Source organism: Mesorhizobium kamtschaticum (assembly GCF_056174585.1).
In genome coordinates this window covers 847780-873990 of the sequence record NZ_CM149691.1, presented here as the reverse complement: position 1 = coordinate 873990, position 26211 = coordinate 847780, and the positions used below count along the sequence as shown (strand labels likewise).

Below are 26211 nucleotides of genomic sequence, written 5' to 3'. Positions count from 1 at the left end.
GACTGGCGCATGCTTGCCAACGGAAGTCTGGTTGCCCAGAGATCTTGCTCTCGCGACCACCGCCGTTTTGCCGACGTCGCCCCTCCTGTCTACGTCGAATTCAATATTTCAGCGAAACTGGTACGCCTTTCTCCAGCAATCGTAGTCGCCCTTCAAGTCCAACTACCGAAAAAGCTCCGGCCAGATCATTCTGCGTTTGAATGAAATGCTCCCAGCCTTCATTGTGTACGGCGAAAATAGCAGCCTGGTGAAAAGCATGGGCCGCCTCGATGGCATCATTGCTGTCCATCGTCATATGAAAAGCACCGCGTGGCTGCGCTGAGCCTGTGGACAGGATCGCGGCGGCCACATTGAAACGCTGAGCGACCTCGGCAACGCCCTGATACCAAACCGTGTCGCCGGAAATGTAGATAGCGGCGCCGTCATCGATGTTCAGCGCAAATCCGATGACATCGCCGCTGACAGGTTCTATCCCGACAGGGCCATGCCGGGCGGGAGTTGCCGTGATGCGCAGCAAACGACCGTCCTTCGCCGGCAAAGTAACGCTTGCCCAACGAGCGAGGCCTTCGGCGTTGCCACCGAGACGCGCGGCGCCGGCAACAGTGGTCAGGACCCGATCGACGTGCGGAAGCAGAGCTCTACCGGCATGGTCGAGATTGTCGAAGTGCTGGTCGTGGCTTAACAGAATCGCGCTCAGGGTGCCCAACGCGGCGGTTGTCATTGCGGGTTTTGTCTTCTTGGTAAGCGTAACGCCGCGCGCTTGATACGAGCCGGGATCGTCGAAGGTAGGATCGGTCAAGAACCGGAAGCCACCGATTTCCACCAGCACAGTGGGGCCTCCGATCAAGGTGATGGTAACGTCCTCGGACATGTCTATTTTTGATCCTTCTCCCACCGCCAGCGCGGGATGGATTTCAGGGGAAACAGGTCAGCGTCGGTCTTGGCATTTGAGTTGACGCGCGCCACTTCGGTCCCGAATTCAACCGCACTTCGCAGCGTCGCCAAGAACCGATGGTCGTTGGCGAAACCCGCCTTTTCGACGGCGGCCATGAACAAATCTATGAAGCGCTGTCGCTGCTCGCCCGAAATCCGCAGATGCCGATGGATGGCCACGATCCTGTCGAATCCACCGAGTTCGTCGCTGTATCGCGTCGGGCCGCCAAATTCCTCGCAGAAGAACGCCGTCAAGTGATCGACATGGGTCGCAACCGGATGCTTGAACACCGGCTGAAGAACCGGGTCCTCGAAGATGGAATGATAGAAAAGCTCGACGATCTTGCGGAGCCCTGCTTCTCCTCCTGCGTGCTCATAAATGCTCGGCTCATGGGAATCTTCGGACACCATGCTTCTCCAACGGGTTCAGTGTTCTACCCCTTCGTGCTCGTCTCACGATTGGTCGCGCCGTAGAGCCACCATTGCGCATTTCGGGCGAGAACGGGCATCACAAAATAGGTCATGGACAAGACCAGCAGCGCGCTCGTCATCGCTGTGCGCAATAGAAACGGCAAACCAGCGTAGAGAGGTGCTATGAGCCAGAGAGCGACACTCACCAGTGGCCAAATGCCGATCCATGTAAGGGCCGCCATGCGGTAACGGGGCGGAGCCGCTGAATTGGTCGGGATGTCATACCAGGCTTCCAACCCAGTCAGTTCACGGCGCCGGGCGTTGCTCGCCAGCATTCCTGCCCGCGCCGCAAGGGCCTGCCGTTCAGGGGAGACTTCCCAGGATCGCAGGCTTTCGCTGTCGGCAAAACGATAGATGACATGATAGGCGCGACCTGAGGGTCCCACGGGCCCGCGCAACACTTCCCCGGAAACCCGCCCCTTCCTCCGGCCAGCGTCGATCAACTCGTGCAGGACCGTTTCGAAGGCCACCATGTTGCTCGCGGGCACGACCAACGAGAGGACGACACCAACGCTTTCATCCGACAGCGGGCTCATGTCGGTGGCAAAACCGGCGCGCCGACTTCACCGATCTCCAGTCTCAACAGCTTGGCGTCCTGCAGGACGCCGCGGTACCGCGCATAGGTTCCCCCACACGTGGTGACGTATAGCGCAGTCCTGTCTTCCTCGTTCCGGCCAAAGGCACAAGCCGTGCTGCCGACAGCTCCCTCGTCGGGACCGGCGAGCGTGGCGCGTGTCCCGTCGGGTCTGAGACACATCACGGTCTGCGCTGGGTGGGTTGCTATGTACAGCGCCCCGGACGCCGAAAACGCAAAGTCATCGGCACGCAAGTTCTCCGCGTAGGGCGACAGGGGACCGGCCGATCCGTCGGGTCGGATCGCGACGCGGAAGATCTGATTGCTATCGGTGACAGAGAAGTATGCGTGATCGCCCGACACTTTGATGCCGTTGGCGCCAGGCATTCCTGGATTCATTGGGCGCAGGCGGTCGTCGTTCACCCACGGACGCCATGTACGTTGCAGCAGATCCACCTCGAGAATCCTGCCCGTCAAGCTCTCACAGACCAGTAGCGAACGTCCGTTGCTGTGGAGAATGCAGCCGTTCATGAACAGGGCATCGGCGATCTCCACCCAAGGATGGGATGTTCCATCCGGCTGGATACGCCACACATATCCGGGCGCCTGACCAACAGATCCTCCCGTGGCCCATAGGGTTCCGGACCGGTCGAAGGCCAATCCGGCGACGGGAGCTGGCAATTGCACAAAAGTCGAGACGGAGCCCGACGCCGGCTCGAAACGCTCGATGCGATGGTGAGAATGCAGACTGACAAACACGTGTCCAGTCTCGGAGACGGCCAGATTCTCGGCAAAGTGGCCCGCCGGCCATGACGCGACCACTTCCGACGGCACCGGCCGCCAAGGGCCGGCATCGTGACCGGGAAAAGGGTCGGGCGTGTCGGAGCTCATGACGTCATGCTGCCCTCTATCTTCGCCACGTTTGATCCAGAGCCCTTGATGCCTAAGCAATTCTCGAACGTGATACTGGATTACAGGCCCCTGAAGGGCGCACGGCTGAGATGCTAGACGGTAAGCAAAATTCGGCATATTGAATTACTTGAATGCCCGATATAAATGACACGAAACTCCGGCAGCTGGATTTTTCGCTGTTGCTGATCTTCCAGGAGGTTTACCGCAGCCGCCGTTCGACGGCTGCTGCCCAGCGCTTGGGGCTCAGCCAGCCCGCGATAAGTCACGCGCTTGGCCGGTTGCGCCAGATTCTGGACGACCCGCTCTTTGTCCGCCGGCCCGCCGGGTTGCAACCGACACCATTTGCAATCGAGTTGGCGCCGAAAGTGGACGTGATTCTGAACTTGGCGGGAGACGTCCTCAGCGGCCCGGCGGAGTTCGATCCCATTGCCAGTCATCGGCTCTTCCGGGTCTCGGCGAATGATTTCGTCGGATCCCTGCTGACGCAGCCTCTGATATCATTCTTCGCTGGCGCCGCACCGTCGGCACGCCTAGCGGTGAGTTTTGCAGGCGGTCCCAGCCAGGCCTTCAAGAAGCTTCGCGAAAATGATCTCGACCTTGCAATCGGCCGGTTTCCTGACGTGCCGGATGACTGCAAGGCAATTCGCTTGTTTGAAGAAGACTATCTTGTGGTCGCCCGCGCCGATCACCCGCAGCTCCACCAGGGGCTGAATCTAGCCGCGTATCTCTCCCTTGGTCACCTTATCGTGTCGTTCTCCGGTGATCTTGTCGGCACTATAGACGAGTACCTCTCCCGAAATGGCCTTTCCCGCCGCGTCGTCGCGAGCTCGCCGATGTTCCTGAGCGCCTTTGCCGCTGCGGCAAGCAGCGACCTGCTCGTTACCGCGCCCAGGCGGCTGGTCGAACGCTTCGCCAAAAACTTTGGTCTGCAGTCGTGGCCGTTTCCCTTCGCATCCGATATCTTCTTCATCGACGGGGTTCGAACACAATACTCAATCTCAGATCCCGCGATCGATTGGCTCATCGAAAATATCATCGCCTTGCTACAGTGAAACGATCGATGTGTCGGGAATGAGCACCCCAACTTACACCGCCAATCGAGTCAATAGCCGGTTCGTCCCTTGCCAACTTCGGCTTATACTGGCGAGCGCCCATGTGCGGGATCGCGAGACGATGAGCGAGGCCGGTGGCTGGCGCGGTTTGCCAACGGAAGCCTGGTTGTCGTGAAAATATTGCCCTCACGGTCAGCCGATCGCTCCGGCGAAGCGCTTTCAAGCCTTCAGCCCTTGTGCTCCTGAAGGCTGTTGCCGCCGTCGACCACCAAAAGGGCGCCATTGACATAGCTGGCGCCTTCCGAGGCCAGGAACACGACTGCCGCAGCAACTTCATCCGGCCGCCCCGCCCGCGCTGGCGGCGTATGCAGGGCCGCTTTCAGCTCCATCTCGCTCGACGAGCCTGTTGCGATCCAACCCGGGGCGACGGCATTGACTGTCACGCCGTGTCTTGCCACTTCGAGTGCCAGCGTGCGCGTCAGGCCGACCATGCCGGCCTTGGCGGCGGAATAGGCTGATGTGCCCACGAAGGACACCAGCGGCCCGGTGACCGACGCCACATTGACGATGCGCCCATAGCCCGCTTCGACCATTCCCGGCAGGAACGCATGGGTGACCAGAAACGCCGTCTTCAGGCTGACCTCGATGCCTTGATCCCAGTCGGCCTCGGTCATCGCGACAAAAGTCTTGTCGACCGAGGGTGATGCCAGCGAGCCCATGCCGGCATTGTTGACCAGTATGTCGACGGCGCCGACCTCAGCCCGCAGCCGCGCGACATCGGTGGCCTTGGTGAGATCGGCAACCACGGCCGTGGCATCGATGCCTTCGGCACGAAGCTCGGCGGCGCGATCGAGCACGCGTGCGCTGGCGCCGGTAAGGAACACGGCATGGCCAGTGCTGCCAAGCTGGCGGGCGATGGCAAAGCCGATGCCGTCGGCGGCTCCGGCGCCGGTGACCAAGGCGTGTCTGCTGCTGGTCATGGTCATCAGGCTCCGTTGGTTTCCATCAGCCGCAGACAGTAGGGCTCGGCAGGAGCATTATATCTTCGGCCGACAGTCCGCTTGGTCCAACTTAGCCAATCTCGTCGACCCGGCTCGGGTAGAAGGCGATGTAGTCCTTGATCCGGGCCATCGCCTCGAACGGGCTCTCATAAGTCCACACCGCGTTGATGGAGCGATCCCCGCCGGCCGGAATGCTGTAGTAGGCGGCGTCACCCTTGTAGGGGCAAAACGTAATGTGCTCGCTGCGCACGAGCGCGGCCATATCGACATCCCGGCGGGGAATATATTGAACGGCGGGATATGTTATCTCACGAAGCGTCAGTGCCGCGCGCGTGTCGGCGATAATCTTTCCGCCGACCGTGACCACGACGCGGGACGGGTTCGCCTCGATCGAAATGGGGTGGTCTGGCCCCGAAATCTTCGCCACCCTGTCAGTCATGACTTCTATCCTCTTCGGTTGAAAACGGAACTTCGGCGCTCAGGAAACGGGTGACGTCGGCGACAAACAGCGCCGGATACTGGAACAAGGAGCCATGCGCGGAATCGGGATAGATGATCAGCTGGGCGTTGGGCAGGTTCTGCTGCAGGATGTACGAGTTGATCGTATAGATGATGACGTCGTTGCTGCCGTTGACGACCAGGGCAGGCTGCTTGATGTCCTTCAGATAATCCCAGGCGTGTTCGCGTTTGGCACCCCATTTGGCTATAGCGGTCCGCTGCGCCAATGCAGCCTTCTCGGTTACCTGAGGATCGCGATCCTTGGTGCGGAGCTGAGAGCGTTTGAGAAACCGGCGGCCGGCGGCCTGGCTCGCTTGCGAAGGCGTGAAGTGAACGCGAAGCCAGAGATCGTCCGGATGCTCATAGGTTTTACCAAAGATCTGGGCGCCCTCCGGCGTACCGGTGTCCATGCTCTCGCCGCTTCGTGGTCCGGTGCCAACCAGCACCAGTCGGCGAACGAGATCCGGGGCTTGCAGTGCAATTTCCTGCGCGACCAGTCCTCCGATGGAGAAACCCAGCACATCAGCCTGCCTAAGCCCGAGCGCTCTGATGAAGGCGATCGCGTTGGCACCCATCCCGGCAAACGAGCCCGGAACGTCGCCGGAACTGCCGGACACGCCGGCGTTGTCGAACAGGATGACTTCGCGCTCCTTGGCAAAGCCGTCGGTCACGGCCGGGTCCCAATGGTCCATCGTGCCCATGAAATGCATGTTGAAGACAAGCGGCACGCCGCCCGGTTTACCGAAGCGCCGGTAGGCGAAGCGGATACCGCCGGCATCCACGAACTGCGTCGGCGCCGTCTGGTGAGTGTATTGGGTCACTGAGATTGCCTCTTGAGGTGTCGGGACGTCGTTAGCCGGGCGCGGAACAGACTTCCGCGCCCGGAAAGGATCAGTGGGACTTGCCGCCGTCGACGTTGAGAACATGGCCGGTGATGAAGGAAGCTGCGTCCGACGCGATGAAGACGATCGCGTTGGCAAGCTCCTCGGAGAGGCCGAGACGACCCATCGGAACGGTCGTCACCAAGGTCGCCTTGTTCTCTGGTGTGCCGGTAAAGCGGGTCAACATGCCGGTGTCCGTGGGGCCGGGCGCCACCGCATTCACACGGATCCCCGATTTGGCGATTTCGAGGGCCACTGACTTGGTGATGCCTTCGACGGCGTGCTTGCTGCCGACATACACAGAGGCGCCTGCCGCACCCTCGTGGCCGTAGGTCGAAGAGATGTTGATGATGCTGCCGCTGCCCTGTTTCTGCATGACGCGCACCTCGTGCTTCATGCTCAGAAGCACGCCGAGAACATTGGTGTCGAACGTCGCGGCATAGCTTTCAGCGGTCTGGTCGGTGATCGGGCCGACCTGGCCCTCAGTGCCTGCATTGTTCACCGCGACATCGAGACGGCCAAACCGCGCGACGGTCTTGTCGACCAAAGCGCGGACATCATTCTCCTTGCGGACGTCGGCGTTGAAGAACTCGGCTTCCGAACCGAAAGAACGCAGTTCTTGGGCGAGCGCGTTGCCAGCCTCGTCACGCCGGCCGGCAACGACCACCCTTGCGCCATTCTTGGCGAAGGCGATGGCGGCGGCGCGGCCGATACCTGTCAGTCCGCCTGTGATCAAGACAACGGGGTTGTTCATTTATCCAGTCCTTCAAGATATGGCCTCCGTGCGAAGCGGAAACCCGGTTGGGTGGCGAAGATCGTTTTCTTCTGCCTTGATTTGGGCTCTGCTGGCGCCACGGAAAAAGACTTTGTAGGTTGGGACCCATGCCGCCAAGGCATGGAGCGCGTCATGGAGTTGAGACACCTTCGTTATTTCGTCGCCGTCGCCGAGGAGGGCAGCCTGACGGTCGCGGCAAAGCGTCGGCTGCACACAGCGCAGCCGTCCTTGAGCCGTCAGATGAGTGATCTGGAGTATGAGGTCGGCGTGCGGCTCATGGTCCGCACGGCACGAGGCATCGAACTCACTGCCGCGGGCCGGGTCTTCCTCGACCACGCCCGGTTGGCGCTAGCCCAGGTCGAGGCGGCACGTGAAGCCGCACGCCGCGCCGCGGAGCCATCCAAGCCAACCTTTGCCCTTGGTTTCCTGACCGGTCAGGAAATGGACTGGCTGCCCGAAGCCATGCGCATTCTTCATGATGAACTTCCCAACATGGAGGTCACCGTTTCCAGCCAATATTCGCCGCAACTCGCTGACGCGCTTATGCGAGGCAAGCTTGACGTCGCCTTCATGCGGCCAGAGGCGCAAACACCGGATCTAATCTACAGGCTCGTCGCAAGGGAGCCGTTGATCGCCGTCTTGCCGCATGATCACCGCCTTGCCACGTATGATGCTATCGGCCCGCACGATATTGTCGGTGAGACGTTCGTCAGCGTGTCGAATACGGCGCCGGCACTGCGGATCGTCATCAACGACTATCTGGAGCAATCCAAACTTGACATCAGGCCGGATCACGAGGTCGACAATCTCGCAATGGCCATGTCCCTGATCGCCTCGACGCGGGGCGTGGCGTTCTTGCCGGCCTACGCTCGGAACTTCATGCCACGGTCCGTGGTCAGTCGCCCGTTGACGGACGATGCGCCAACGATTGATCTGGTTGTCGGCTATCACAAAGCGAATGGATCGCCGACCTTGAAGCTATTCCTGTCAAGAGTGGACGAACTGATCGCTCGCGATCGAAGAGGCTAGGTGACTACCGGGGCGTAATGGAATTTTGGCGCGCCCGAAGAGATTCGAACTCCTGACCCCCAGATTCGTAGTCTGGTGCTCTATCCAGCTGAGCTACGGGCGCGCATCAGGCCATGTTTTCAACGGCCCCGCGATCCGATCCCAAGGACCGGCCGCGAATGTGTGCAGTTCCCTAGCGACTGAATTTAGGAAAAGCAAGTCGATCCGGCAAAAGTTTTGTCGCGAGTCCGTCATCTCGTGATAACGGCCCCGATCCCAAGGCTTTGAAGCTGCCGGGGAGCCGGCCTGATTTCAGGCTGAGAGGGGGAAGGTCGTGGAAAGCATCAGCTCTGAACGGCAAGAACCCTCAGGAAAACAGCGTCGGGGCTGTCACGCCGGGCGGCGCAGGCTGCCGCGGGCCTGGTCGAGCCGCACCGGCTGGTCGGGGATGGTAACGGCGAAAGTCGTGCGCCCGCCAATCGACTCGACCAGTTCCACCGTGCCGCCATGCGCGCGGATCAGCTCGTGCGCGATCGCCAGGCCAAGGCCGGTGCCGCCGCTGCGTGCCGAGCCGCGGAAGGCAGCGAACAGGTTTTCGCGCGCTTTCGGCGGCAGGCCGGGACCGGTGTCGGTGACGGCGATGCGGCTGACGCTGCCTAGGCGCACGGCCGATACGGCGAGCCGTCGCACCACGGCACTCTCGGTGTCGGCCGCCATTGCCTGCACCGAATTGCGGCACAGATTGGTGAGCACCCGGAACAATTGGTCGGAATCGGCGTCCACCTCGAAAGCCGCCTCGACGGCGTTGATGAACTCGATGCCCTCTTCGATGTCGAGCAGCCCGTGCACGTCCTCGACCAGCTGGCGCAGCCGCACCCGGCGGCGCGAAGGCGGCGGCTCCTGCGTGCGACCGTAGTGAAGCACGCCTTCCGAATAGGAGACGGCACGGTCGAGCGCGCGCAAAAGCTTCGGCGCGAAGGCCTGCACGGTCGGATCCCTGACCTGGCGCAGGCGGTCCGACATCAGCTGTGCGGAGGCCAGGATGTTGCGCATGTCGTGGTTGATCTTCGAGACGGCCAGGCCGAGATCGGCAAGGTGCTTCTGCTCGGAGAGCATCTTTTGCAGCCGTTCCTGCATCTGCGACAACTCGCGTTCGGCAACGCCGATCTCGTCGGCGCGGGCGGCGGGATGGATGATGCGCCCGGGGTCGTCAGGGGCTTCGGAGAATGACAGCATCGAGCGCGTCATGGTGCGGATCGGCCCGATCATGATCAGGTCGATCGCGGCATAGACCAGCATCGCCGTGAACAGCGAGATCAGCAGCGAGACGAAGGCGACGTTGCGCGAATAGATGAGCATCGCCTTGCGCAGCGAATAGTCCGGCATGATCAGCTCGAACTCCTTGTCGCTGTCGCCGACCGGCCCGAAAACACGCAGCATCCGGTCGCCGCCGAAGAACAGCGTGTCGAGCGCGCCGGTCATGCCCTTGACCATGCCGACACTGGCGAGGTCGATATGCTCGTCGACCTGCGGCGGCATGTCCGCCACCACCAGAAGCCGCGAGACGCCGCCATCGCGCACCGCGATCGCCTTGGCGCCGATCGCCATCAGCACGTCGTTCTGGGCCGTGCGCGACAGTGAGGTCGACTCGCCCTGCACCAGCACGATCGACACGGCGGCGGCCGTGCTCAGCCGCTCCTTGAGCCAGCTCAGCCGATAACTGGCGATCCAGGGCAGGAAGATGAGCACTTCGGCCAGAAGCACGAAAACGATGGTCAGGAGCAGCAGTTTTGTCGAAAGACCGCGCGACAGCGGCACGCTGCGGACGGCGGCGGGCGCCGTGCCGATCCCTTCCCCCGCTTGGCTGATTTCGCTCATGCGACTCTGTCTTCACAATCACTTGATCAGCCAAGATTAGGTCATTACGGCATTTTTGCCAATTTCATCCTTTGGCTGGAACATTAAATTACCGTCATAAAGCCAGCATCCCTGGCGCGACGACCCCGGATTGACTTCCAAAACCCTTCTTTCTATAAGCCCGCTCACGCTCGGGCCATTCGTCCCGGCGCGGTTTCGATCGCGCCAAAGCCGGCCCGGCAAAGCTCCTGTTACAAAGTGACAGAATCAAGAAGGGCCGCAACTCCGCGGTATTAAAACAAATGAAGCGTACCTACCAACCGTCCAAACTCGTCCGCAAACGTCGGCACGGCTTCCGTGCCCGCATGGCCACCAAGGGTGGTCGTGGCGTCGTCGCAGCTCGCCGCAACCGCGGCCGCAAGCGGCTCAGCGCCTAAGCGAGACGAGATCGTTGCCCGCAACCGGCAAGCCAGTGGGGCAAAATCCCAAGCGGCTTCTGAAACGCGCGGAATTCCTGGCCGTCCGTCGTGGTGAAAAGCGACGCGGACGGTTTTTCCTCGTCGAGGTCCTGGACCGCGGCGATGGCGGCGTGCCGCGCGTCGGCTACACCGTCACCAAGAAGGTCGGCAACGCTGTTGTGCGCAACCGCGTCAGGCGGCGGCTGAAGAAGCCGTCCGCGTCCATGCCGCAGATGACATGGTGCCCGGCAATGATTATGTCATCGTCGGGCGCGATGACGCACTGCGCGCCCCGTTCGGCCAGTTGAAGGCCGAACTCTCCCGCCGACTTCGCGGAACACGATAGGCCAAGGGCTCTCGATGGAAAACAACCGGAACTTCTTCATCACCATCGCGCTGTCGGTGCTGATCCTGACTTTGTGGCAGGTTTTCTACATGAACCCGCGCGTCGAGCAGCAGCGCGAGGCCGCCAAGATCGAGCAGCAGCGCGTGGAGGAGCAGAAGAAGGCGGCCGAAGCGGCCAATCCGGGTGCTGCAACACCGGCGCCGGCGCCGGGCACCATTCCCAGCGCGCCCGGCGGTGATACCGTCACCGCGGCCAGCCGCGACCAGGCGCTTGCCACATCGAAGCGCGTCAAGATCGACACGCCGAGCCTCGAGGGCTCGATCAACCTGACCGGCGCGCGCCTCGACGACCTCAAGCTCAAGCACTACACCGAAACCGTCGACAAGAATTCGCCCGAGATCGAGCTGCTCAACCCGCAGGCCCTGCCCACCGGCTATTTCGCCGAGATCGGCTTCGTCGGAAACGACAAGACCGGTGCTGTGCCGGGTGCGGAAACGGCGTGGAGTGTCGACGGCAATCCGACTCTGACCCCGTCGACGCCGGTGACGCTCACCTACACCAACGACAAGGGCCTGACCTTCAAGCGCACCTTCTCCGTCGACGCCAACTACATGTTCACGGTGTCGGACACGGTGCAGAATTCCGGCTCGAGCGCGGTTTCGCTGTTCAATTACGGCCGCGTCACCCGCTATGACAAGCCGCCCGTCGCCAGCACTTATGTGCTGCATGAAGGCCTGATCGGCGTCACCGGGACCGAAGGCCTGGCCGAGTACAAATACGCCAAGATCGAATCTGAAAAGCAGGTCACGCCGGGCAAGTCGACCGATGGCTGGCTCGGCATCACCGACAAATACTGGGCCGTCACGCTGGTGCCGACCGAGAAGCAGCCTTTCCAGCCGCGCTATGCCTTTTTCGAGGATGGCCGCCACCGCTACCAGTCGGACTTCCTCACCGATGCGATCAATGTCGATGCCGGCCAGTCCGCGACCGTCGAGACCGAGATCTTCGCCGGTGCCAAGGAAGTCGCCAAGATCAACGCCTATGAGGCGGACCGTCATATTCGCCAGTTCAACCTGGTGATCGACTGGGGTTGGTTCTATTTCATCACCAAGCCGATGTTCTGGCTGATCGACACGCTCTACAAACTCTTCGGCAATTTCGGCCTGGCCATCCTCGCCACCACCGTCATCGTCAAGGCCCTGTTCTTCCCGCTCGCCAACAAGTCCTACGCGTCGATGGCGAACATGAAGAAGGTGCAGCCCAAGATGCTCGAGATCCGCGAGAAATACGCGGACGACAAGATGAAGCAGCAGCAGGCGATGATGGAGCTGTACAAGACCGAGAAGATCAATCCGCTTGCCGGCTGCTGGCCGGTGGCGCTGCAGATCCCGGTCTTCTTCTCGCTCTACAAGGTGCTCTACATCACCATCGAGATGCGCCATGCGCCGTTCTTCGGCTGGATCCAGGATCTGGCGGCACCCGATCCGACCTCGATCTTCAACCTGTTCGGCCTGGTTCCGGTCACGCTGCCGCACATGCTGATGATCGGTGTGTGGCCGCTGATCATGGGCGTCACCATGTTCCTGCAGATGCGCATGAACCCGACGCCGCCGGATCCGACCCAGGCAGCGATCTTCACCTGGATGCCTGTTATCTTCACCTTCATGATGGCGGGTTTCCCGGCCGGCCTCGTCATCTACTGGGCCTGGAACAACTCGCTGTCGATCCTGCAGCAGGGCGTCATCATGAAGCGCCAGGGTGCCAAGATCGAACTGTGGGACAATCTGGTCGCGCTGTTTCGAAAGAAACCGTCGCCGGCGGAGTAGCCGCCCTTCTTCTGCAAAAGCGGAATAGAAACTCTCTCTTCGCGAAAAGCCCGGCTTGTCCGGGCTTTTTCTTTGCGCGGATAGCCGTTCACGTTCCCGTGATCGACGAAACTGCCAGCCGCCGCGGGGCGTGACTGCATGTGCATTTCCAAAGGCTATCAATTCCGATCAGCCCTCGCAGGGAGGAAGAACAAATGCGCTTGCCATCATTCAGGATCGTCGCGCTTTCCGCGCTCGTCGCCAGCACAACGATCATTGCTCCGGCCTTCGCCAAGAACCCCATGGTCGGCGGTGCGCCGATGTATGCAACCAAGAACATCGTCGAGAACGCCGTCAATTCGAAGGACCACACAACACTGGTCGCCGCCGTCAAGGCAGCCGGCCTCGTCGACACTTTGCAGGGCGCCGGTCCGTTCACAGTCTTTGCGCCGACCAACGAAGCGTTTGCCGCACTGCCCAAGGGTACCGTCGACACACTGCTCAAGCCTGAGAACAAGGACCAGTTGGTCAAGGTGCTGACCGCGCATGTCGTTGCCGGCAAGCTGTCGGGCGCCGAACTGATGAAAAAGGCCAAGGCGATGGGCGGCAAGTATGAGATGAAGGCCGTCAGCGGTGACACGCTTACCGCCGAAGTGAAGAAGGGCAAGCTCTACATCGTCGACGAATCCGGCGATGAGGCCAAGGTGACGATCGCCGACGTCAACCAGTCGAACGGCGTGATCCACGTGGTGAACAAGGTTCTTGTCCCGAAATAAGCTCCCCTTTCATCCAAAGCCAATAGCCCCGTGATCCGCGTCACGGGGATATTGGCGTTGGAAGTTACGTCTTTATAAGTAATTGTTTTGTTTATATTTTTATTCGAGCGGTTCGAAACTTCCCTGCCGCCAAGGCGTAACTGTTGGCGACAATCGAATTAACAATTGTCGCAACGGAAGGGTTCTCCAATGGCACAGTCCATCCTCAAAGCACTCTGCGTCTCGGCCGTGCTGGCTGTTTCCGGTCTCGCCGCCACCACCTCCTACACATTCGCCAACCCGACGGTTGGTGGCGCGGCGATGTCGACCTCCAAGAACATCGTCCAGAACGCCGTCAACTCGCCGATCCACAAGACCCTCGTAGCAGCCGTCAAGGCGGCCGGCCTGGTCGACACTCTGCAAAGCGCCGGCCCCTTCACGGTGTTCGCACCGACGGACTCGGCCTTCAAGAAGCTCCCGGCCGGCACCGTTGCCACGCTGGTGAAGCCCGAGAACAAGGCCAAGCTGGTCAAGATTCTGACCGCGCACGTCGTCTCGGGCAAGATTTCGGCCAAGGACATGATGACCAAGGCGAAGGCCATGGGCGGCAAGTATGAAATGAAGACCGTTTCGGGCGACACGCTGACCGCTGAAGTCAAGGGCGGCTCGCTTTACATCGTCGACGAGTCGGGTGGTGCCGCCAAGGTGACGACTGCCGACGTCAACCAGTCGAACGGCGTCATCCACGTCGTCAACAAGGTGCTGTTGCCGAAGTAACGGCTTCCGGCGAAAGGGGGCAATGGCAGCTCGTTGGGCTTTCTCGGCCTGCCATCCCCGCCTCATGACGAGGTGCCACGTTTCTTGGGAAGCCGTATCGGCGAGGCCGGGGTCCTGTAGTCCCTCACAGGGCCCCGGTTTCTTTTGAGGGTATATGCGCGATGGGTCCGGACGGGGCATCAGCCGGCCCGTACAGACGTCACTCCATGACGGCGCTGTGGTCGACCTTGGCCGGCGTTCCCGGCTTGCGCAGCAGGAGAACCAGCGGGATAGCGGCCAGCGACAGGATCATCATCAGCTTGAAGTCGTTCATGTAGCTGATAACAGTCGCCTGCAACGTCACCACCCCGTCAAGTGCTGCGCGGCCGGCGGCGGTGTAGGGGTTCATCGCTTGCGCGATCGCCGGATTGCCGAACGCCTGGTTGAAGGGCGTCACATAGGCGGCGATGTTGGCATGGTTGATCTGCACGTTCTGCGTCAACAGCGCGGTGACGACTGAGATGCCGACGCTGGAGCCGATGTTGCGCGACAGGTTGTAAAGCCCGGTGCCTTCCGCGCGCCGCTCCGGCGCCAGCGTGGCGAAGGTGATGGTGGTCAGCGGCACGAACAGGAAGCCAAGCCCCGCGCCCTGGACAAAGCCGGTGCTGATGATCGTCCATTGCGAGACATTAGGGGTCCAGCCGGTCATGTCGTACATCGCCCAGGCGGTGATCGCGAGGCCGATGAACAGCAGCCATCGTGTATCCACCTTGCCGATCAGTCTGCCGACCAGGAACATGCACGCCATCGTGCCGAGACCGCGCGGGCCCATGACGATGCCGGCCGTCACCACCGGATAGCCCATCAGCGTCTGCAGATAGGGTGTCATCAGCGCCAGCGAGGCGAGATAGGTGATGCCGATGATGAAGATGAAGATCATGCCGACCGCGAAATTCCTGTCGAGGAAAAGCCGCGGATTCACGAAGGTGTTTTTGGCGGTGAAGGTGTGGACGAGGAAGATGTAGAAGGCCGACGCGCAGATCAGCGCCTCGACGATGATCTCGGAGGACGAGAACCAGTTGAGCTGCTCGCCGCGATCGAGAAACATCTGCAGCGCCGCGATAGTGATGCTGAGCATGCCGAAACCCAGCCAGTCCAGCCTTGCCTTGATGTCCAGCTTGGTTTCCAGGACGAACAGAGAGACGCCGGCGAAAGCCAGCGCCCCGATCGGCACGTTGATGTAGAACACCCAGCGCCAGCTGAAGTTTTCGGTCAGCCAGCCGCCGATGACCGGCCCGAGCACCGGTCCGACCATGACGGAAATGCCGAACAGCGCCATCGCCGAGCCACGCTCTTCCACACTGTAGATATCGAGCAGGATGCTCTGCGACAGCGGCACCAGCGCCGCGCCGAAAAAGCCCTGCAGCAAGCGGAAGCCGACGATCTGCGGCAGCGACTGCGCGAAACCGCACAGCACCGAGGCGACCACGAAGCCGGTGATCGAGGTCAACAGGATGCGCTTGCGGCCAAAGCGGTTGGCGAGGTAGCCCGAAGGCGGCGTCATCACCGCCGCAGCGACGATGTAGGAGGTCAGCACCCAGTTGATCTGGTCGGCGCTGGCCGAAACGCTGCCCTGGATGTAGGGCAGCGCCACATTGGCGATGGTCGTGTCCAGCGCCTGCATGATGACCGCCAGGATCACGCAAGCTGTGATGGCGCCGCGATTGGCGACCACCGGTGTGGCACCTGCCGCGGTCGCGCTGCTCATGATTTCTGTCCGAACCGGTTCAGGAGGTTGGTGACGAAGTCCGGCAGGCCGCGCGCATGGCCGGTCTCGACGTCGACCACGACGCTCATCCCGCCACGCAGCGGCGGCTTGCCCATGATATCATCGACCGTCACGCGCATCGGGATGCGTTGCACGACCTTGACCCAGTTGCCGGTGGTGTTCTGCGCCGGCAGCAGCGAGAAGCTCGACGACGAGGCCGGGCTGATCGAAGCAACCGTGCCGTGCCAGACGGCGCCCGGATAGGTGTCGACGCTGATCGTCGCCGTCTGTCCCGGCCGCACATAGGTCAGCTCGGTTTCCTTCGGCTCGGCCTCGATCCACAGATCGGTCGACGAGACCAGGCTGAAGGCCGGCTGCGAAGCCGGCAGATACTTGCCGACCTGCAGCGCGTCGACATTGGTGACGACGCCGTCGAACGGCGCCTTGACCACGGAGTCGCCGAGGTTGCGCTGCGCATCGTCGACGCCCGACTGGGCCTGCAGGTAGAACGGGTTCTTTTCCACCGGCTGGTCGGCATCGCCGCCGAGTTGGGCAAGCATGGCCTGCGCCTGCGCCTTGGCGACGGACACTTTCTGGCGCGCGGCGACGAGGTCGTGCTGGGCGCTGTCGAAAGTCGCCTTGGAGGCGGTCGAGGTCTTGAGCAGGTCCTGCTGCCGCTGGAAGGCGGCCTCGTAGTAGGGAATGTCGGCCTGCGCCTGTTCGATCTGCACCAGCGACTGTTGGTAGCTCGCCTGCAGGGTCAGTACCTGGTTGCGCACGGTCCCGAGCTGCGCCTGGGCGGCGGCGAGAGCGGTTTCGAAGGAGGCCGGCCGCAGGCGAAAGAGCACGTCGCCCTTCCTCACCGCCTGGTTCTCGTGCACGTCGATCTCCTGCACGGTACCGGAGACGTCGGTGGACACGCCGAGCGACTGCGCCTGGATGTAGGCATTGTCGGTCGACATCACCTGGCCGCCGGTCACGTAGTAATAGCCGCCGACGACCAGCGCGACGGGAAGCAGGGCAAAAAGCACCGGCCGCGTCAGGCCGCGCTTCGGCTTGACCGGGGCCGGAGCAGGAGGGGCAATGGCGGCAGGCGCCTGCTGTGGCTGCGGCTCCTTGGTCGGCGCCTCGAGTGCCGCCGGCTCCAGCGCAACGGGCGCTTCCAGCTCGTCATTGTCGATGACGACATTGGCGCGCCTCTGTTCGCGTTCGCTGTCGAGCCGAATGATCTGGTCGCCGGAGCGACCCGTTGAAGGGTCGTCTTCGGCAGGTTTCTTGGGGGATGTTGATTCAGCCATGTACTTTCTCCCGGTCGACGGCTGGTTGGGTGCAAGCCGCGAGCAGATTGGATTTGATCAAGCTTAGGGTTTGCAGCAGGTGCTGCTGTGTTTCAGACGAAAGGCCGGTGAAGGCCTCGTCTCGTGTTTTCTGGCCGTTGCTGCGCATGATCTCGAGCAGCGGGTGAGCCTGCGGGGTCAGGTAAAGCAGCCAGGCCCTGCGGTCGGTCGGGTCAGGACGGCGCTCGATGAAGCCGCGCGCCTCCATCTTGTCCAGCAGCCGCGCAAGCGTGATCGGCATGATCTCGATGAGGTCGGCCAGTCTGTTCTGGTGGATGCCCTCATGCAGCGAAAGATCGGCCAGCACCTGCCACTGGGCGCGTGTCAGCCCCGAGGTCCGCGAACGCTGCTCGAACCGCTTTCGAAGCAGGCGTGCGACGTCGTGCAGCACGAAGCTGATATTGGGCGAGGAGGACATGGGAGGAGATCAGGATCTAGGGACAACTTTTCGTGAGCATGCTTATTATCATCATGCACATAATCCTGCTGGACGGCGCGCGCAAGACGGGCTAAGCCGCGAAAAAGAAAAATTGCATGGGCCACGACACCGAAGGCGCGCCTGGCGGGGGAATTTGCCGGCAAGGATTTGACGATGAATTGGATCAAGATCGCAGCTGTCGCGGCTCTCCTGGGGTGCCCCGGTATCGCGTTTGCAAACGAGGCGGTCAGCTGCGGTGGCGCCGCCATGCTGGGTGGCGCGCAGTTGAACTGCAGCCACGTCAAACCCGCGGCACCGCCGCAATTCTGCACGTTTAGCTGGGATCTCCACACCACGGCGGGCGATCAGAAAGTCGTCGAAGGCAGCTTCCTGCTGCCGCCCGGATCCTCGAACGTCACCGTCTACCAGGGCAGCGGTTTCGACAGCGCGCTGTCCAATCCGATCGTCATCTGCCGCGGCAACAAATGAGCTTGTTCGTCACGGAAGACTCGCTCCTCAGCCGATTGGTGCTATAGGGCGGATCACGTTATTTGACCAGGCGCCTGCGGTTGCGGATGCGCCTCTCTGCCAATTCCCGGACGAACCGACATGGACGGACCCAACCCCGGCATCAAGCACCCGATCCCGATGCACACGCGCGTCGGCTTCCTGAAGCCGCTGGTGACGGAACCGAACATCGAGATCGGCGACTTCACCTATTATGACGACCCGGACGGGCCGGACAAATTCGCGCAGAAATGCGTGCTGCACCACTATCCCTTCATCGGCGACAAGCTCATCATCGGCAAGTTCTGCGCCATCGCCGAAGGCGCGCGCTTCATCATGAATGGCGCCAACCACGCCATGTCCGGCTTTTCGACCTACCCGTTCAACATTTTCGGCCATGGCTGGGAAAAGGGCTTTGACCCGACGACATGGTCGAAGGAGGTACGCGGTGACACGGTGGTCGGCAGCGATGTCTGGATCGGCATGGAGGCGGTGATCCTGCCCGGCGTGGAAATCGGCCATGGCGCTATCATCGCCGCCAAATCCGTGGTGACGCACGATGTGCCGCCCTATGCGATCGTCGCCGGTAACGCGGCGAAGATGGTGAAGATGCGTTTCGACGACAGGACGATCAGGCGGCTGCTGGCTTTGGCATGGTGGGACTGGCCGGTGGACAAGATCGGCCGCAACCTGGACGCCATCAGGGGCGCCAACATCTCTCTTCTGGAGGCAGCAGCTTGAACGCTCTGAACAGCACTGTGATCACCACCGACCTCTTCACGCGCGGGTGGATTTTCATCCGTGGCGTGCCGGCCATGAAATTCCTGCCGCCGGAAGGGCCGCCGGAAATCGCCTTTGCCGGCCGCTCCAATGTCGGCAAATCGTCGCTGATCAACGCGCTGGTCAACCAGAAGGGGCTGGCCCGCACGTCCAACACGCCGGGGCGCACGCAGGAGCTCAACTATTTCGTGCCGGATGGATTTTCGGGCGAGGGCGCCGATTTGCCGCCGATGGCGCTGGTCGACATGCCGGGCTACGGCTACGCCACCGCGCCCAAGGAGAAGGTCGACGAGTGGACCAAGCTGGTCTTCGACTATCTCAAGGGCCGCGTGACGCTGAAACGGGTCTATGTGCTGATCGACGCCCGCCACGGGATCAAGGCCAAGGACGACGAGGTGCTGTCGCTGCTCGACAAGGCGGCGGTGTCCTACCAGATCGTGCTGACCAAGACCGACAAGATCAAGGCCGCCGGCGTGCCGCGGCTGATCGAGGAGACGCTGGCCAAGATCAAGAAGCGCCCGGCGGCGTTTCCGTTCGTCCTGGCGACGTCATCGGAAAAGGGCGAGGGGCTGGAGGAATTGCACGCCGCGATCGTGCTGGCCGCCAATGGCGGCTAGAGCAATTTCAGGAAAAGTGTGAATGGTTTTTGGAGTGCGCCCCTCGGAGCGGACAGGATCAAGCGGCGGTTTTGACCATCTTCCGGGCGTGTTGGTCTTCGAACTGTTGCGGGCTGAGATAGCCGAGCGCTGAGTGCAATCGGCGGGTGTTGTAAACCTCATCAATGAAGCGGGGAAGGTCCTCAGCGACGTCGGTGAAGGTTTCATAGGCCATCGGATAGATGGCTTCGACCTTCATCGTCTTCATGAAGCTTTCCGCTTTGGCATTATCGTAGGGATTGCCGCGCCGACCCATCGATCCAATAAGATCGTGCTCGGCGAGAAGCTTGCGATAGAGGAGCGCGGCATATTGGGCGGATTCAAACGGTCGTCGCAACACCGATTGTGTGTCCTCATGGCAGCAACTCGTCAAGCGCTTCTGCCGGCGTCTTCCAGTTCAAGGTCTTTCTCGGTCGAGCATTGAGGGCCGCGGCCACAGCGGCGATTTCGTCAGCGCTGTAGATGCTCAGATCAGTGCCTTTCGGGAAGTACTGACGCAGCAGCCCGTTGGTGTTCTCGTTAGTGCCACGCTGCCACGGGCTTTGCGGATCGCAGAAGTAGACCTGGACGCCGGCATCGATCTTGAGGCGATCATGCTGGGCCATTTCCGCTCCCTGATCCCAGGTCAGCGAACGGCGGAGTTCTTCGGGCAAAGTGATGATGGTGCGCGTAATTGCGTCGCGGACGGCTTCGGCTCCGTGTCCGGCAAGCGCAGGGCCATTCTTCATGCGCGGAGCTTCGCCATGCCCCGCGAGCCGGGGAAGATGAAGCAGCATCGTGAAGCGCGTCGTACGCTCTACCAGCGTGCCGATCGCCGAGCTGCCAAGACCAAGAATGAGGTCTCCCTCCCAGTGACCCGGCACCGCGCGATCGGCCGCTTCGGCGGGGCGTTGGCTGATCATGATCTCCGGCAAGACAAAGCTTTTGCCTCGCCTGCGTACGCGCGCCCTGGGGACCCGCAGCACGCGCCCCGTTCGCAAGCAGGCCGACAGTTCGCGGCGTAGCGCTCCCCGACCCTGAACAAACAGGGCTTGATAGATGGCTTCGTGGCTGATGCGCATCGTCTTGTCGTCCGGGAAGTCGATCGGCAAGCGTCGGGCAATCTGCTCCGGGCTCCAAGCTCTGGCCCATCGCCGATCCTTTCGCGGGCCATGCCGGCGGCCCTTCCACGGAACGGTGGGACCAGGAACGGCGGTGCCGCTCGGGGTCATGACGACGCCTGCCAGTCGCTGTTCTACATAAGTGCGCAAGGTTGTGTTGAGCGCAAGCTTGGTCGGTTTGGACCGACGGGCCGATCGCTCGGCGTGCCATTGGGCTGTCGATGCACGATACTCCAGGCCGCCGCTGCGTGTCGCGGCATTGCGTCGTAGCTCACGAGAGATGGTCGAGGCAGATCGGCCAAGTCGGCGTCCGATCTCGCGCCTCGAAAGGCCCTGAACGCGAAGAAGTGCGATCTCCTCGCGTTCCGCAAACGAGAGATACCGCCCGGACGGCGGCTTGGCCGAAGATCTGAACATTGCTGGTGGCATGCCGCCTGCCTTTCGGAACAACCTGGTTCCCACAGGCTGCGACATACCGGCCGCCAGCGCAGCATCCTCGCTGGTCATTCCCTGCGCGATCCCCAACCAGAACTGCTGGAGTTCAGATCGCCCTGCGACTGGCGGCCGCCCCGGTGACGGCAACGGCGCCCGCCCAGACCGGTTTGATCGTCGCTTTCGAATGCCCATCGCAACCTCCTGCGTACAGGTGTTGCGACGACCGTTTGAATCCGCCTTGCGCGCCTCGATCCGAGTGATGGACGCAGCCCGGCGGCGGCTTTCGCCGTTCGATTGCCGCCTTCAATGCTGCAACGGTCAAGCGCGCGTCGATCGACCGGCCGATGGCGTAACCAACGACCTTGCGGGACCAGGCATCCAAGATGACCGCGACGTAGACGAAGCCTGCCGCAATCGCCACGTAGGTTATGTCGCTTACCCAAAGCCGGTTCGGGCCATGGAGTGTCACGTCCTTCGCCAGGTTCGGGAAGATCGGCAATTCATGATTGCTGTCCGTGGTGGAGATGAAGCGTCGCCTGATCCTGGGTTGCAGATCATGCTCGCGCATCAATCGTCTGACCTTCTTGTGGTTCACGACAATGCCGCTCTGCCGCAGCGCCGCCTGCATGCGGCGATAGCCGTAGGCTTCGAAGCTGTCGGAGATCTCACCCATCGTCTCGACGAGCGCTGTGTCATCCACGGCGGTTTCGGGCTGATCGTAGTAGGTTGATCGCGCGATCCCCATCAGCCGGCATCCTTCAGCGATGGAGACACCGCGGGGCCGGTGATCACGGATGTAGGTCCGCTTCTGGGACGTGGTGCGCTTTTCAGAGCCCCCTTTAGAAACTCGATTTCCAAGGCTTGCCGGCCTACCAGCCGCTCCAGCGCGGCGATCCGAGCTTCATAGGTCTGCATCGTCTCGGCCGCCGCTACATCCTCGTCGAAGGCGCCGGCCTCGTATTTCTGGACCCAGATACGGATCAGGTTACGCGCTAGTTCGTGCCGCCTGGCCAGACCATGAAGCGTCTCACCGGAGAGGAACTCTTGCACTACCTGACGTTTGAACTCGATGCTGTGCGCGCGATGTGCAGTCATGGCTTCCATCCTTCGAAAGCCCGGCTTCCAAGTCAATTCTGCTTAGTCAATCTGTCCGCTCCGAGGGGCGCACTCCAGTTTTCCCGGGAAAAGCGCATAGCGCTTTCCCTTGGGAATTGCGTCAAAACAAGGAGATAGAGCGGGTCGCCGCTTCCGTGAAACGGTGAACGGCTCTAAGCCTTTGCCTCCAGGGCAATCATCGCGTGGCTTTCTTCCGCCGCAAGCTGTTCGGTGCCATAGGTCTTCAGGAACATGTCGACGCCCGACCTGACGATGTGCTCGATCTCGTCCTGGCCCGGAGCTTTGGTGCGGTAGGCAAAGATGCATTGGCGGAAAAGGCCGCACAGGCACAATTCGGTGATTTGATAAGCAGCGAGATCGACATCGTCGATCCGCAACAAGCCGCGGTCGATAGCGGCGTTTAAAAAGGCCATCATCTTGTCGTGGCCGCGTTTGGGACCGCGTTCGTAAAACCGCGCGCCAAGCTCGGGCATCCTGTCGGTGACACCGATCACCGTGCGTTGCGCCTGGATGACCTTGGCCGACGTGATCTTGAGTGACAGCACCTTGCCGTATTTCACCAGCGTCTCGCGCAAATTATCGGCGCGATCGAGGAGGTCGTACATGTTCTTGAAGATGGTGCCGCGCTCTTCCTCGATCAGCGCCTCGAACAGCTCTTCCTTGTTGGCGAAGTAGACATAGATGGTGCCTTTGGAAACACCGGCTTCGCGCGTTATGTCATTCATGGAAGCGGCCTCGAAGCCCTTCTCGATGAACACGCGACGGGCGCCATCGATGATCTGGCTGCGCTTGACCGGATCCTGCCCTGCAGCGGGGCGGCCGCGGCGTATGCTGTCAAGCAAATCGCACGGGTCTTTGGTCAGGGTTTCGGCATTGGGTAAGGTTTCGGCCATAGGGTGACACCTCGGAAATAATTCGAACCAACCGGTTCGATTGCCTCTTGATATGGTCCTCTTTTCACGCTATGTCAACGGCCGGATCGAACCGAACGGTTCAGTATTATTACTTTAGAGAGATGTCATGTCCTCGAACGCGCCCAGCACTGCCGAAGTCCGCCCTTTCCCCAACGCCAAGGTTGCGCCAGCGACCGAAGCTCCGGAAATTCCTGTCCATCCGGTCGCACCGCCGCCTGCGGCTGAAGCTCCGGCCAAGAAGAAGCGCTCGGTGCGTTCCTTCCTGCTGCCAATCATCGGCCTTGCCCTGTTGAGCGGCGGCGCCTGGTACGGCTACGACTACTGGACCACGGGCCGCTTCATGATCTCGACCGACGATGCCTATGTCCAGGCCGACATGGCGTTCGTCTCGCCCAAGATTTCCGGCTATGTCGACCAGGTCAAGGTCAGCGAGAACCAGGTGGTCAGGGCCGGCGACCCACTGCTGACGATCGACGATGGCGACTACAAGATCGCCGTCGCTCAGGCCGAGGCGCAGATCGCTACATTGAGCAAGACGCTCGACCGCATCGACGCGCAGACCAAGGCCGCGCAGGCCTCCCTGCAGCAGGCCCAGGCACAGAAGGTTGCCGACCAGGCCGCTGCCGACAATGCCGCCCGTGGCCAGCAGCGCGCCGCGCAACTGGTCAAGACGCATGTCGGCACGCAGGCGCAGCTGGACGACGCCCAGACCGCGCTCGACCAGGCCAATGCCGCTCTGGTCGGCGCCGATGCCCAGATCGCCGCCGCACAGGCCAACATCGGCGTGTTCGAGTCACAGCGCGCCGAATCGGCAAGCACGCTCGCCTCCTTGCAGCTCAGCCGTGATAAGGCCGCGCGCGATCTGTCCTTCACCGTGCTCAAGGCGCCTTATGATGGCGTCGTCGGCAACCGTTCCGTCGAGCAGGGCGACCTCGTCAGCCCCGGCCAGAAGCTCGCCGTCGTCGTGCCGATGGACAAGCTCTACATCGTCGCCAACTTCAAGGAGACGCAGCTTGCCCGGCTGGTTCCTGGCGAAAAGGTCAACATCTCGGTCGACGCCATCGACGGCCAGCCCATCCAGGGAACCGTCTCGTCACTGGCGCCGGCTTCAGGAGCGGTCTTCTCGCTGTTGCCGCCGGAAAATGCCACCGGCAACTTCACCAAGGTGGTGCAGCGCGTCCCGGTCCGCATCGACGTACCGGCCGATGCCCTGAAGACCGGCAAGCTGCGCGCTGGCCTCAGCGTTATCGTCAACGTTGACAGTCGTACCGCACCTGCCGCGACGACCAACTAAGCGCTTCTCGGAGGGCGGTTCGGTGGCTGATTAAGCACCGAGCCGCCCGGCCTGCATCAAGGAGGCCCATGCAATGGCAACCGCAACAATCACCGCAGGAGCGCCGCCGGCACAGCCGGCGGTTCCTGATACCATCTCGACGCGCCGCGTCATCGCCTTCCTGGCGATGGTGTTCGGTATGTTCATGGCGATCCTGGACATCCAGATCGTCTCGGCCTCGCTTTCCGAGATCCAGGCGGGCCTCAGCGCCAGCTCCGATGAAATTCCCTGGGTGCAGACGGCCTATCTGATCGCCGAGGTGGTGATGATCCCGCTGTCGGGCTTCCTCAGCCGCATGCTGTCGACGCGGGTGTTGTTCACCATCGCCGCCGCCGGCTTCACCGCGGCCAGCGCGCTGGCCGCGACCGCCACCAACATCGACCAGATGATCGTCTACCGCGCTGTCCAGGGCTTCATCGGCGGCGGCATGATCCCGAGCGTCTTTGCCGCGGCCTTCACCATCTTCCCACCCTCGCGCCGCGCCATCGTCTCGCCGATGATCGGCCTGGTGGCGACGCTGGCGCCGACCATCGGTCCGACCGTCGGCGGCTATATCAGCCACGCTTTTTCATGGCACTGGCTGTTCCTGGTCAACGTCGTGCCCGGCATCCTGGTGGCGACCGCCGCCTGGTCGCTGATCGATTTCGACAAGCCCAATCTCAAGCTGTTCAACAAGTTCGACTGGTGGGGCCTCGCCGGCATGGCGGCCTTCCTCGGCTGCATGGAATATGTGCTCGAGGAAGGCCCGAACAATGACTGGCTGCAGGACCAGGGGGTGTTCATCTGTGCCATCGTCATGACCGTCGGCGCGGTGATCTTCTTCTGGCGTGTCTTCACCGCCGAGGAGCCGATCGTCGATCTGAGAGCCTTCAGCAACATCAACTTCGCCTTCGGCTCGCTGTTTTCCTTCGTCATCGGCATCGGCCTCTACGGCTTGACCTATCTCTATCCGGTCTTCCTCGGCCGCATCCGCGGCTACGATTCGATGATGATCGGCGAGGCGCTGTTCGTCAGCGGCCTGGCCATGTTCATCACCGCGCCGATCTCCGGCATCCTGTCGAGCAAGATGGATTTGCGGCTGATGATGATGATCGGCTTCTTCGGCTTCGCCACCGGTACGTGGTGGATGACGCATCTGACCGCCGACTGGGATTTCTATGAGCTGCTGATACCGCAGATCCTGCGCGGCTGTTCGATGATGCTGTGCATGGTGCCGATCAACAACATCGCGCTCGGCACCTTGCCGCCCGACCGGCTGAAGAATGCGTCCGGCCTGTTCAACCTCACCCGCAACCTCGGCGGTGCCGTCGGCCTTGCCCTCATCAACACCGTGCTGATCGACCGCAACGCCTTCCACTATGCAAGGCTCGCCGAGCATGTGCAGTGGGGCAGTGCCGCCGCGCAGACCAAGCTGCAGAACATGACGCTCAATTTCGAGCAGGTCACGGGTCTCGATGCCACCAGTGCGGCGATCTCCAAGCTGTCGGGCATGGTCCAGCAGCAGGCGGCGCTGCTGTCCTTCATGGACGTGTTCTACATGCTGACGGTGCTGTTCGCGACGCTTGGCCTGTTCACCATGCTGATCAACAAGCCGGCCGCGCCGGGTGGCGGTGGGAGTGGCGGGCATTAAAGCAATTCCAGGAAAAGTGTGAAGCGGTTTTCCGTCCGGAATTGCGTCGAAGCAAAAATACCAGACGTGGCAGCGGTTTCGGGAAGCTCCTCCAGTCCACGCCCGAAAAGCTCTGACCGCGCAAAAACTCCGGGC

28 protein-coding genes, 1 tRNA gene and 1 pseudogene are annotated in these 26211 nt (G+C 61.8%); 12 read left to right on the top strand and 18 right to left on the bottom strand.

Annotated elements, in window-relative coordinates:
* Positions 1–100 precede the first annotated feature (100 nt).
* From AC0V7N_RS04200 to AC0V7N_RS04185, 4 genes are read right to left on the bottom strand one after another with little or no spacing between them, the layout of a single operon-like run.
* A complete protein-coding gene (locus AC0V7N_RS04200; RefSeq protein WP_475454973.1) occupies positions 101–871 on the bottom strand; it encodes an MBL fold metallo-hydrolase in 771 nt (256 codons plus the stop codon).
* Positions 872–873: 2 nt separating this feature from the next.
* On the bottom strand, positions 874–1344 hold the full coding sequence (locus tag AC0V7N_RS04195) for a group II truncated hemoglobin (protein ID WP_475454971.1): 471 nt from the start codon (positions 1342–1344) through the stop codon (positions 874–876).
* 23 nt (positions 1345–1367) lie between these two features.
* Positions 1368–1940, bottom strand: coding sequence for a putative antibiotic biosynthesis monooxygenase (locus tag AC0V7N_RS04190; RefSeq protein WP_475454969.1), 573 nt, complete (start codon positions 1938–1940; stop codon positions 1368–1370).
* Positions 1937–2869: an SMP-30/gluconolactonase/LRE family protein gene (locus AC0V7N_RS04185; protein ID WP_475454967.1), complete on the bottom strand. Its 933-nt coding sequence runs from the start codon at positions 2867–2869 to the stop codon at positions 1937–1939. Before AC0V7N_RS04185 ends, AC0V7N_RS04190 begins: the two co-directional genes overlap by 4 nt.
* 152 nt (positions 2870–3021) lie before the next feature.
* Between AC0V7N_RS04185 and AC0V7N_RS04180 the strand changes: the two genes are divergently transcribed.
* Entirely contained in the window at positions 3022–3942 is a 921-nt protein-coding gene (locus AC0V7N_RS04180) for a LysR substrate-binding domain-containing protein (protein WP_496627728.1), read from the top strand.
* A gap of 227 nt (positions 3943–4169) precedes the next feature.
* Here AC0V7N_RS04180 and AC0V7N_RS04175 read toward each other — a convergent pair whose 3' ends face one another.
* The 4 genes from AC0V7N_RS04175 to AC0V7N_RS04160 all read right to left on the bottom strand — a co-directional run bounded on the left by AC0V7N_RS04175 (position 4170) and on the right by AC0V7N_RS04160 (position 7076).
* Positions 4170–4922 (bottom strand): SDR family NAD(P)-dependent oxidoreductase, encoded by a 753-nt coding sequence (locus AC0V7N_RS04175; protein ID WP_475454963.1) that lies wholly within the window; start codon positions 4920–4922, stop codon positions 4170–4172.
* A 91-nt stretch (positions 4923–5013) separates the two neighbouring features.
* Positions 5014–5382, bottom strand: a complete 369-nt coding sequence (locus AC0V7N_RS04170; RefSeq protein ID WP_475454961.1) for a DUF427 domain-containing protein — start codon at positions 5380–5382, stop codon at positions 5014–5016.
* The gene (locus AC0V7N_RS04165; protein WP_475454959.1) at positions 5375–6262 is read right to left on the bottom strand and encodes an alpha/beta fold hydrolase; all 888 of its coding nucleotides are present in this window, start codon (positions 6260–6262) and stop codon (positions 5375–5377) included. The genes AC0V7N_RS04170 and AC0V7N_RS04165 overlap by 8 nt, the downstream gene beginning before the upstream one ends.
* Before the next feature lie 70 nt (positions 6263–6332).
* Positions 6333–7076 carry an SDR family NAD(P)-dependent oxidoreductase gene (locus AC0V7N_RS04160; RefSeq protein ID WP_475454957.1) on the bottom strand — a complete coding sequence of 248 codons (744 nt, stop codon included), beginning with the start codon at positions 7074–7076 and terminating at the stop codon, positions 6333–6335.
* Positions 7077–7229: 153 nt separating this feature from the next.
* Between AC0V7N_RS04160 and AC0V7N_RS04155 the strand changes: the two genes are divergently transcribed.
* The gene (locus AC0V7N_RS04155; protein ID WP_475460201.1) at positions 7230–8126 is read left to right on the top strand and encodes a LysR family transcriptional regulator; all 897 of its coding nucleotides are present in this window, start codon (positions 7230–7232) and stop codon (positions 8124–8126) included.
* A 26-nt stretch (positions 8127–8152) separates the two neighbouring features.
* Here AC0V7N_RS04155 and AC0V7N_RS04150 read toward each other — a convergent pair.
* Together AC0V7N_RS04150 and AC0V7N_RS04145 are read right to left on the bottom strand one after the other, a co-directional pair.
* Positions 8153–8229, bottom strand: a tRNA-Arg gene (locus AC0V7N_RS04150).
* Positions 8230–8495: 266 nt separating this feature from the next.
* Complete coding sequence (locus AC0V7N_RS04145) at positions 8496–9983, bottom strand: ATP-binding protein (protein WP_475454955.1); 1488 nt, start codon at positions 9981–9983, stop codon at positions 8496–8498.
* Positions 9984–10264: 281 nt separating this feature from the next.
* Between AC0V7N_RS04145 and rpmH the strand changes: the two genes are divergently transcribed.
* From rpmH to AC0V7N_RS04120, 5 genes and pseudogenes are all read left to right on the top strand, one after another.
* Entirely contained in the window at positions 10265–10399 is a 135-nt protein-coding gene (gene rpmH, locus AC0V7N_RS04140; protein WP_008833937.1) for a 50S ribosomal protein L34, read from the top strand.
* 35 nt (positions 10400–10434) lie between these two features.
* Positions 10435–10766: pseudogene (gene rnpA, locus AC0V7N_RS04135) on the top strand (ribonuclease P protein component).
* 14 nt (positions 10767–10780) lie between these two features.
* Positions 10781–12592 carry a membrane protein insertase YidC gene (yidC, locus tag AC0V7N_RS04130; protein WP_496627727.1) on the top strand — a complete coding sequence of 604 codons (1812 nt, stop codon included), beginning with the start codon at positions 10781–10783 and terminating at the stop codon, positions 12590–12592.
* Positions 12593–12786: 194 nt separating this feature from the next.
* A complete protein-coding gene (locus AC0V7N_RS04125) occupies positions 12787–13347 on the top strand; it encodes a fasciclin domain-containing protein (RefSeq protein ID WP_475454951.1) in 561 nt (186 codons plus the stop codon).
* Between the two features lie 189 nt (positions 13348–13536).
* Complete coding sequence (locus tag AC0V7N_RS04120; protein ID WP_475454949.1) at positions 13537–14103, top strand: fasciclin domain-containing protein; 567 nt, start codon at positions 13537–13539, stop codon at positions 14101–14103.
* Between the two features lie 199 nt (positions 14104–14302).
* Here the strand turns inward: AC0V7N_RS04120 and AC0V7N_RS04115 are convergent, their stop codons facing one another.
* From AC0V7N_RS04115 to AC0V7N_RS04105, 3 genes are read right to left on the bottom strand one after another with little or no spacing between them, the layout of a single operon-like run.
* Complete coding sequence (locus tag AC0V7N_RS04115; RefSeq protein WP_496627726.1) at positions 14303–15850, bottom strand: DHA2 family efflux MFS transporter permease subunit; 1548 nt, start codon at positions 15848–15850, stop codon at positions 14303–14305.
* Positions 15847–17148 carry an HlyD family secretion protein gene (locus tag AC0V7N_RS04110; protein WP_475454945.1) on the bottom strand — a complete coding sequence of 434 codons (1302 nt, stop codon included), beginning with the start codon at positions 17146–17148 and terminating at the stop codon, positions 15847–15849. The genes AC0V7N_RS04115 and AC0V7N_RS04110 overlap by 4 nt, the downstream gene beginning before the upstream one ends.
* Positions 17141–17605 carry a MarR family winged helix-turn-helix transcriptional regulator gene (locus tag AC0V7N_RS04105; protein ID WP_475454943.1) on the bottom strand — a complete coding sequence of 155 codons (465 nt, stop codon included), beginning with the start codon at positions 17603–17605 and terminating at the stop codon, positions 17141–17143. Before AC0V7N_RS04105 ends, AC0V7N_RS04110 begins: the two co-directional genes overlap by 8 nt.
* A 174-nt stretch (positions 17606–17779) precedes the next feature.
* Between AC0V7N_RS04105 and AC0V7N_RS04100 the strand changes: the two genes are divergently transcribed.
* From AC0V7N_RS04100 to yihA, 3 genes are all read left to right on the top strand, one after another.
* Complete coding sequence (locus AC0V7N_RS04100; RefSeq protein ID WP_475454941.1) at positions 17780–18094, top strand: hypothetical protein; 315 nt, start codon at positions 17780–17782, stop codon at positions 18092–18094.
* 120 nt (positions 18095–18214) lie between these two features.
* A complete protein-coding gene (locus AC0V7N_RS04095) occupies positions 18215–18853 on the top strand; it encodes a CatB-related O-acetyltransferase (RefSeq protein WP_496627725.1) in 639 nt (212 codons plus the stop codon).
* A complete protein-coding gene (gene yihA / locus AC0V7N_RS04090; RefSeq protein WP_032937353.1) occupies positions 18850–19509 on the top strand; it encodes a ribosome biogenesis GTP-binding protein YihA/YsxC in 660 nt (219 codons plus the stop codon). The genes AC0V7N_RS04095 and yihA overlap by 4 nt, the downstream gene beginning before the upstream one ends.
* 58 nt (positions 19510–19567) lie before the next feature.
* Here yihA and AC0V7N_RS04085 read toward each other — a convergent pair whose 3' ends face one another.
* The 5 genes from AC0V7N_RS04085 to AC0V7N_RS04065 all read right to left on the bottom strand — a co-directional run bounded on the left by AC0V7N_RS04085 (position 19568) and on the right by AC0V7N_RS04065 (position 23092).
* Complete coding sequence (locus AC0V7N_RS04085; RefSeq protein WP_475433006.1) at positions 19568–19756, bottom strand: integrase core domain-containing protein; 189 nt, start codon at positions 19754–19756, stop codon at positions 19568–19570.
* A gap of 145 nt (positions 19757–19901) precedes the next feature.
* Complete coding sequence (locus AC0V7N_RS04080; RefSeq protein ID WP_496627724.1) at positions 19902–21275, bottom strand: IS30 family transposase; 1374 nt, start codon at positions 21273–21275, stop codon at positions 19902–19904.
* Complete coding sequence (locus AC0V7N_RS04075; protein ID WP_475460199.1) at positions 21190–21849, bottom strand: IS3 family transposase; 660 nt, start codon at positions 21847–21849, stop codon at positions 21190–21192. The genes AC0V7N_RS04080 and AC0V7N_RS04075 overlap by 86 nt, the downstream gene beginning before the upstream one ends.
* Positions 21828–22178 (bottom strand): transposase, encoded by a 351-nt coding sequence (locus AC0V7N_RS04070; protein WP_183460044.1) that lies wholly within the window; start codon positions 22176–22178, stop codon positions 21828–21830. The genes AC0V7N_RS04075 and AC0V7N_RS04070 overlap by 22 nt, the downstream gene beginning before the upstream one ends.
* 173 nt (positions 22179–22351) lie before the next feature.
* A complete protein-coding gene (locus AC0V7N_RS04065; RefSeq protein ID WP_475454935.1) occupies positions 22352–23092 on the bottom strand; it encodes a TetR/AcrR family transcriptional regulator in 741 nt (246 codons plus the stop codon).
* 127 nt (positions 23093–23219) lie between these two features.
* Here AC0V7N_RS04065 and AC0V7N_RS04060 point away from each other — a divergent pair, with 127 nt between their 5' ends.
* On the top strand, positions 23220–24407 hold the full coding sequence (locus AC0V7N_RS04060) for an HlyD family secretion protein (RefSeq protein WP_496627723.1): 1188 nt from the start codon (positions 23220–23222) through the stop codon (positions 24405–24407).
* A gap of 73 nt (positions 24408–24480) precedes the next feature.
* On the top strand, positions 24481–26076 hold the full coding sequence (locus AC0V7N_RS04055; protein ID WP_475454931.1) for a DHA2 family efflux MFS transporter permease subunit: 1596 nt from the start codon (positions 24481–24483) through the stop codon (positions 26074–26076).
* Positions 26077–26211: the final 135 nt, after the last annotated feature.

Bases quoted from the DNA above. Each gene is read 5' to 3' on its own strand.
- AC0V7N_RS04175 (WP_475454963.1), bottom strand. From the start codon at position 4,922: ATGACCAGCAGCAGACACGCCTTGGTCACCGGCGCCGGAGCCGCCGAC.
- rpmH (WP_008833937.1), top strand. From the start codon at position 10,265: ATGAAGCGTACCTACCAACCGTCCAAACTCGTCCGCAAACGTCGGCAC.
- yidC (WP_496627727.1), top strand. From the start codon at position 10,781: ATGGAAAACAACCGGAACTTCTTCATCACCATCGCGCTGTCGGTGCTG.
- AC0V7N_RS04115 (WP_496627726.1), bottom strand. From the start codon at position 15,850: ATGAGCAGCGCGACCGCGGCAGGTGCCACACCGGTGGTCGCCAATCGC.
- AC0V7N_RS04100 (WP_475454941.1), top strand. From the start codon at position 17,780: ATGAATTGGATCAAGATCGCAGCTGTCGCGGCTCTCCTGGGGTGCCCC.
- AC0V7N_RS04070 (WP_183460044.1), bottom strand. From the start codon at position 22,178: ATGACTGCACATCGCGCGCACAGCATCGAGTTCAAACGTCAGGTAGTG.
- AC0V7N_RS04200 (WP_475454973.1), bottom strand. From the start codon at position 871: ATGTCCGAGGACGTTACCATCACCTTGATCGGAGGCCCCACTGTGCTG.
- AC0V7N_RS04105 (WP_475454943.1), bottom strand. From the start codon at position 17,605: ATGTCCTCCTCGCCCAATATCAGCTTCGTGCTGCACGACGTCGCACGC.
- AC0V7N_RS04145 (WP_475454955.1), bottom strand. From the start codon at position 9,983: ATGAGCGAAATCAGCCAAGCGGGGGAAGGGATCGGCACGGCGCCCGCC.
- AC0V7N_RS04160 (WP_475454957.1), bottom strand. From the start codon at position 7,076: ATGAACAACCCCGTTGTCTTGATCACAGGCGGACTGACAGGTATCGGC.
- AC0V7N_RS04055 (WP_475454931.1), top strand. From the start codon at position 24,481: ATGGCAACCGCAACAATCACCGCAGGAGCGCCGCCGGCACAGCCGGCG.
- AC0V7N_RS04080 (WP_496627724.1), bottom strand. From the start codon at position 21,275: ATGGGCATTCGAAAGCGACGATCAAACCGGTCTGGGCGGGCGCCGTTG.
- AC0V7N_RS04190 (WP_475454969.1), bottom strand. From the start codon at position 1,940: ATGAGCCCGCTGTCGGATGAAAGCGTTGGTGTCGTCCTCTCGTTGGTC.
- AC0V7N_RS04180 (WP_496627728.1), top strand. From the start codon at position 3,022: ATGCCCGATATAAATGACACGAAACTCCGGCAGCTGGATTTTTCGCTG.
- AC0V7N_RS04065 (WP_475454935.1), bottom strand. From the start codon at position 23,092: ATGGCCGAAACCTTACCCAATGCCGAAACCCTGACCAAAGACCCGTGC.
- AC0V7N_RS04085 (WP_475433006.1), bottom strand. From the start codon at position 19,756: ATGAAGACGATGAAGGTCGAAGCCATCTATCCGATGGCCTATGAAACC.
- AC0V7N_RS04185 (WP_475454967.1), bottom strand. From the start codon at position 2,869: ATGAGCTCCGACACGCCCGACCCTTTTCCCGGTCACGATGCCGGCCCT.
- AC0V7N_RS04060 (WP_496627723.1), top strand. From the start codon at position 23,220: ATGTCCTCGAACGCGCCCAGCACTGCCGAAGTCCGCCCTTTCCCCAAC.
- AC0V7N_RS04120 (WP_475454949.1), top strand. From the start codon at position 13,537: ATGGCACAGTCCATCCTCAAAGCACTCTGCGTCTCGGCCGTGCTGGCT.
- AC0V7N_RS04125 (WP_475454951.1), top strand. From the start codon at position 12,787: ATGCGCTTGCCATCATTCAGGATCGTCGCGCTTTCCGCGCTCGTCGCC.
- AC0V7N_RS04195 (WP_475454971.1), bottom strand. From the start codon at position 1,344: ATGGTGTCCGAAGATTCCCATGAGCCGAGCATTTATGAGCACGCAGGA.
- AC0V7N_RS04095 (WP_496627725.1), top strand. From the start codon at position 18,215: ATGGACGGACCCAACCCCGGCATCAAGCACCCGATCCCGATGCACACG.
- AC0V7N_RS04110 (WP_475454945.1), bottom strand. From the start codon at position 17,148: ATGGCTGAATCAACATCCCCCAAGAAACCTGCCGAAGACGACCCTTCA.
- AC0V7N_RS04155 (WP_475460201.1), top strand. From the start codon at position 7,230: ATGGAGTTGAGACACCTTCGTTATTTCGTCGCCGTCGCCGAGGAGGGC.
- AC0V7N_RS04170 (WP_475454961.1), bottom strand. From the start codon at position 5,382: ATGACTGACAGGGTGGCGAAGATTTCGGGGCCAGACCACCCCATTTCG.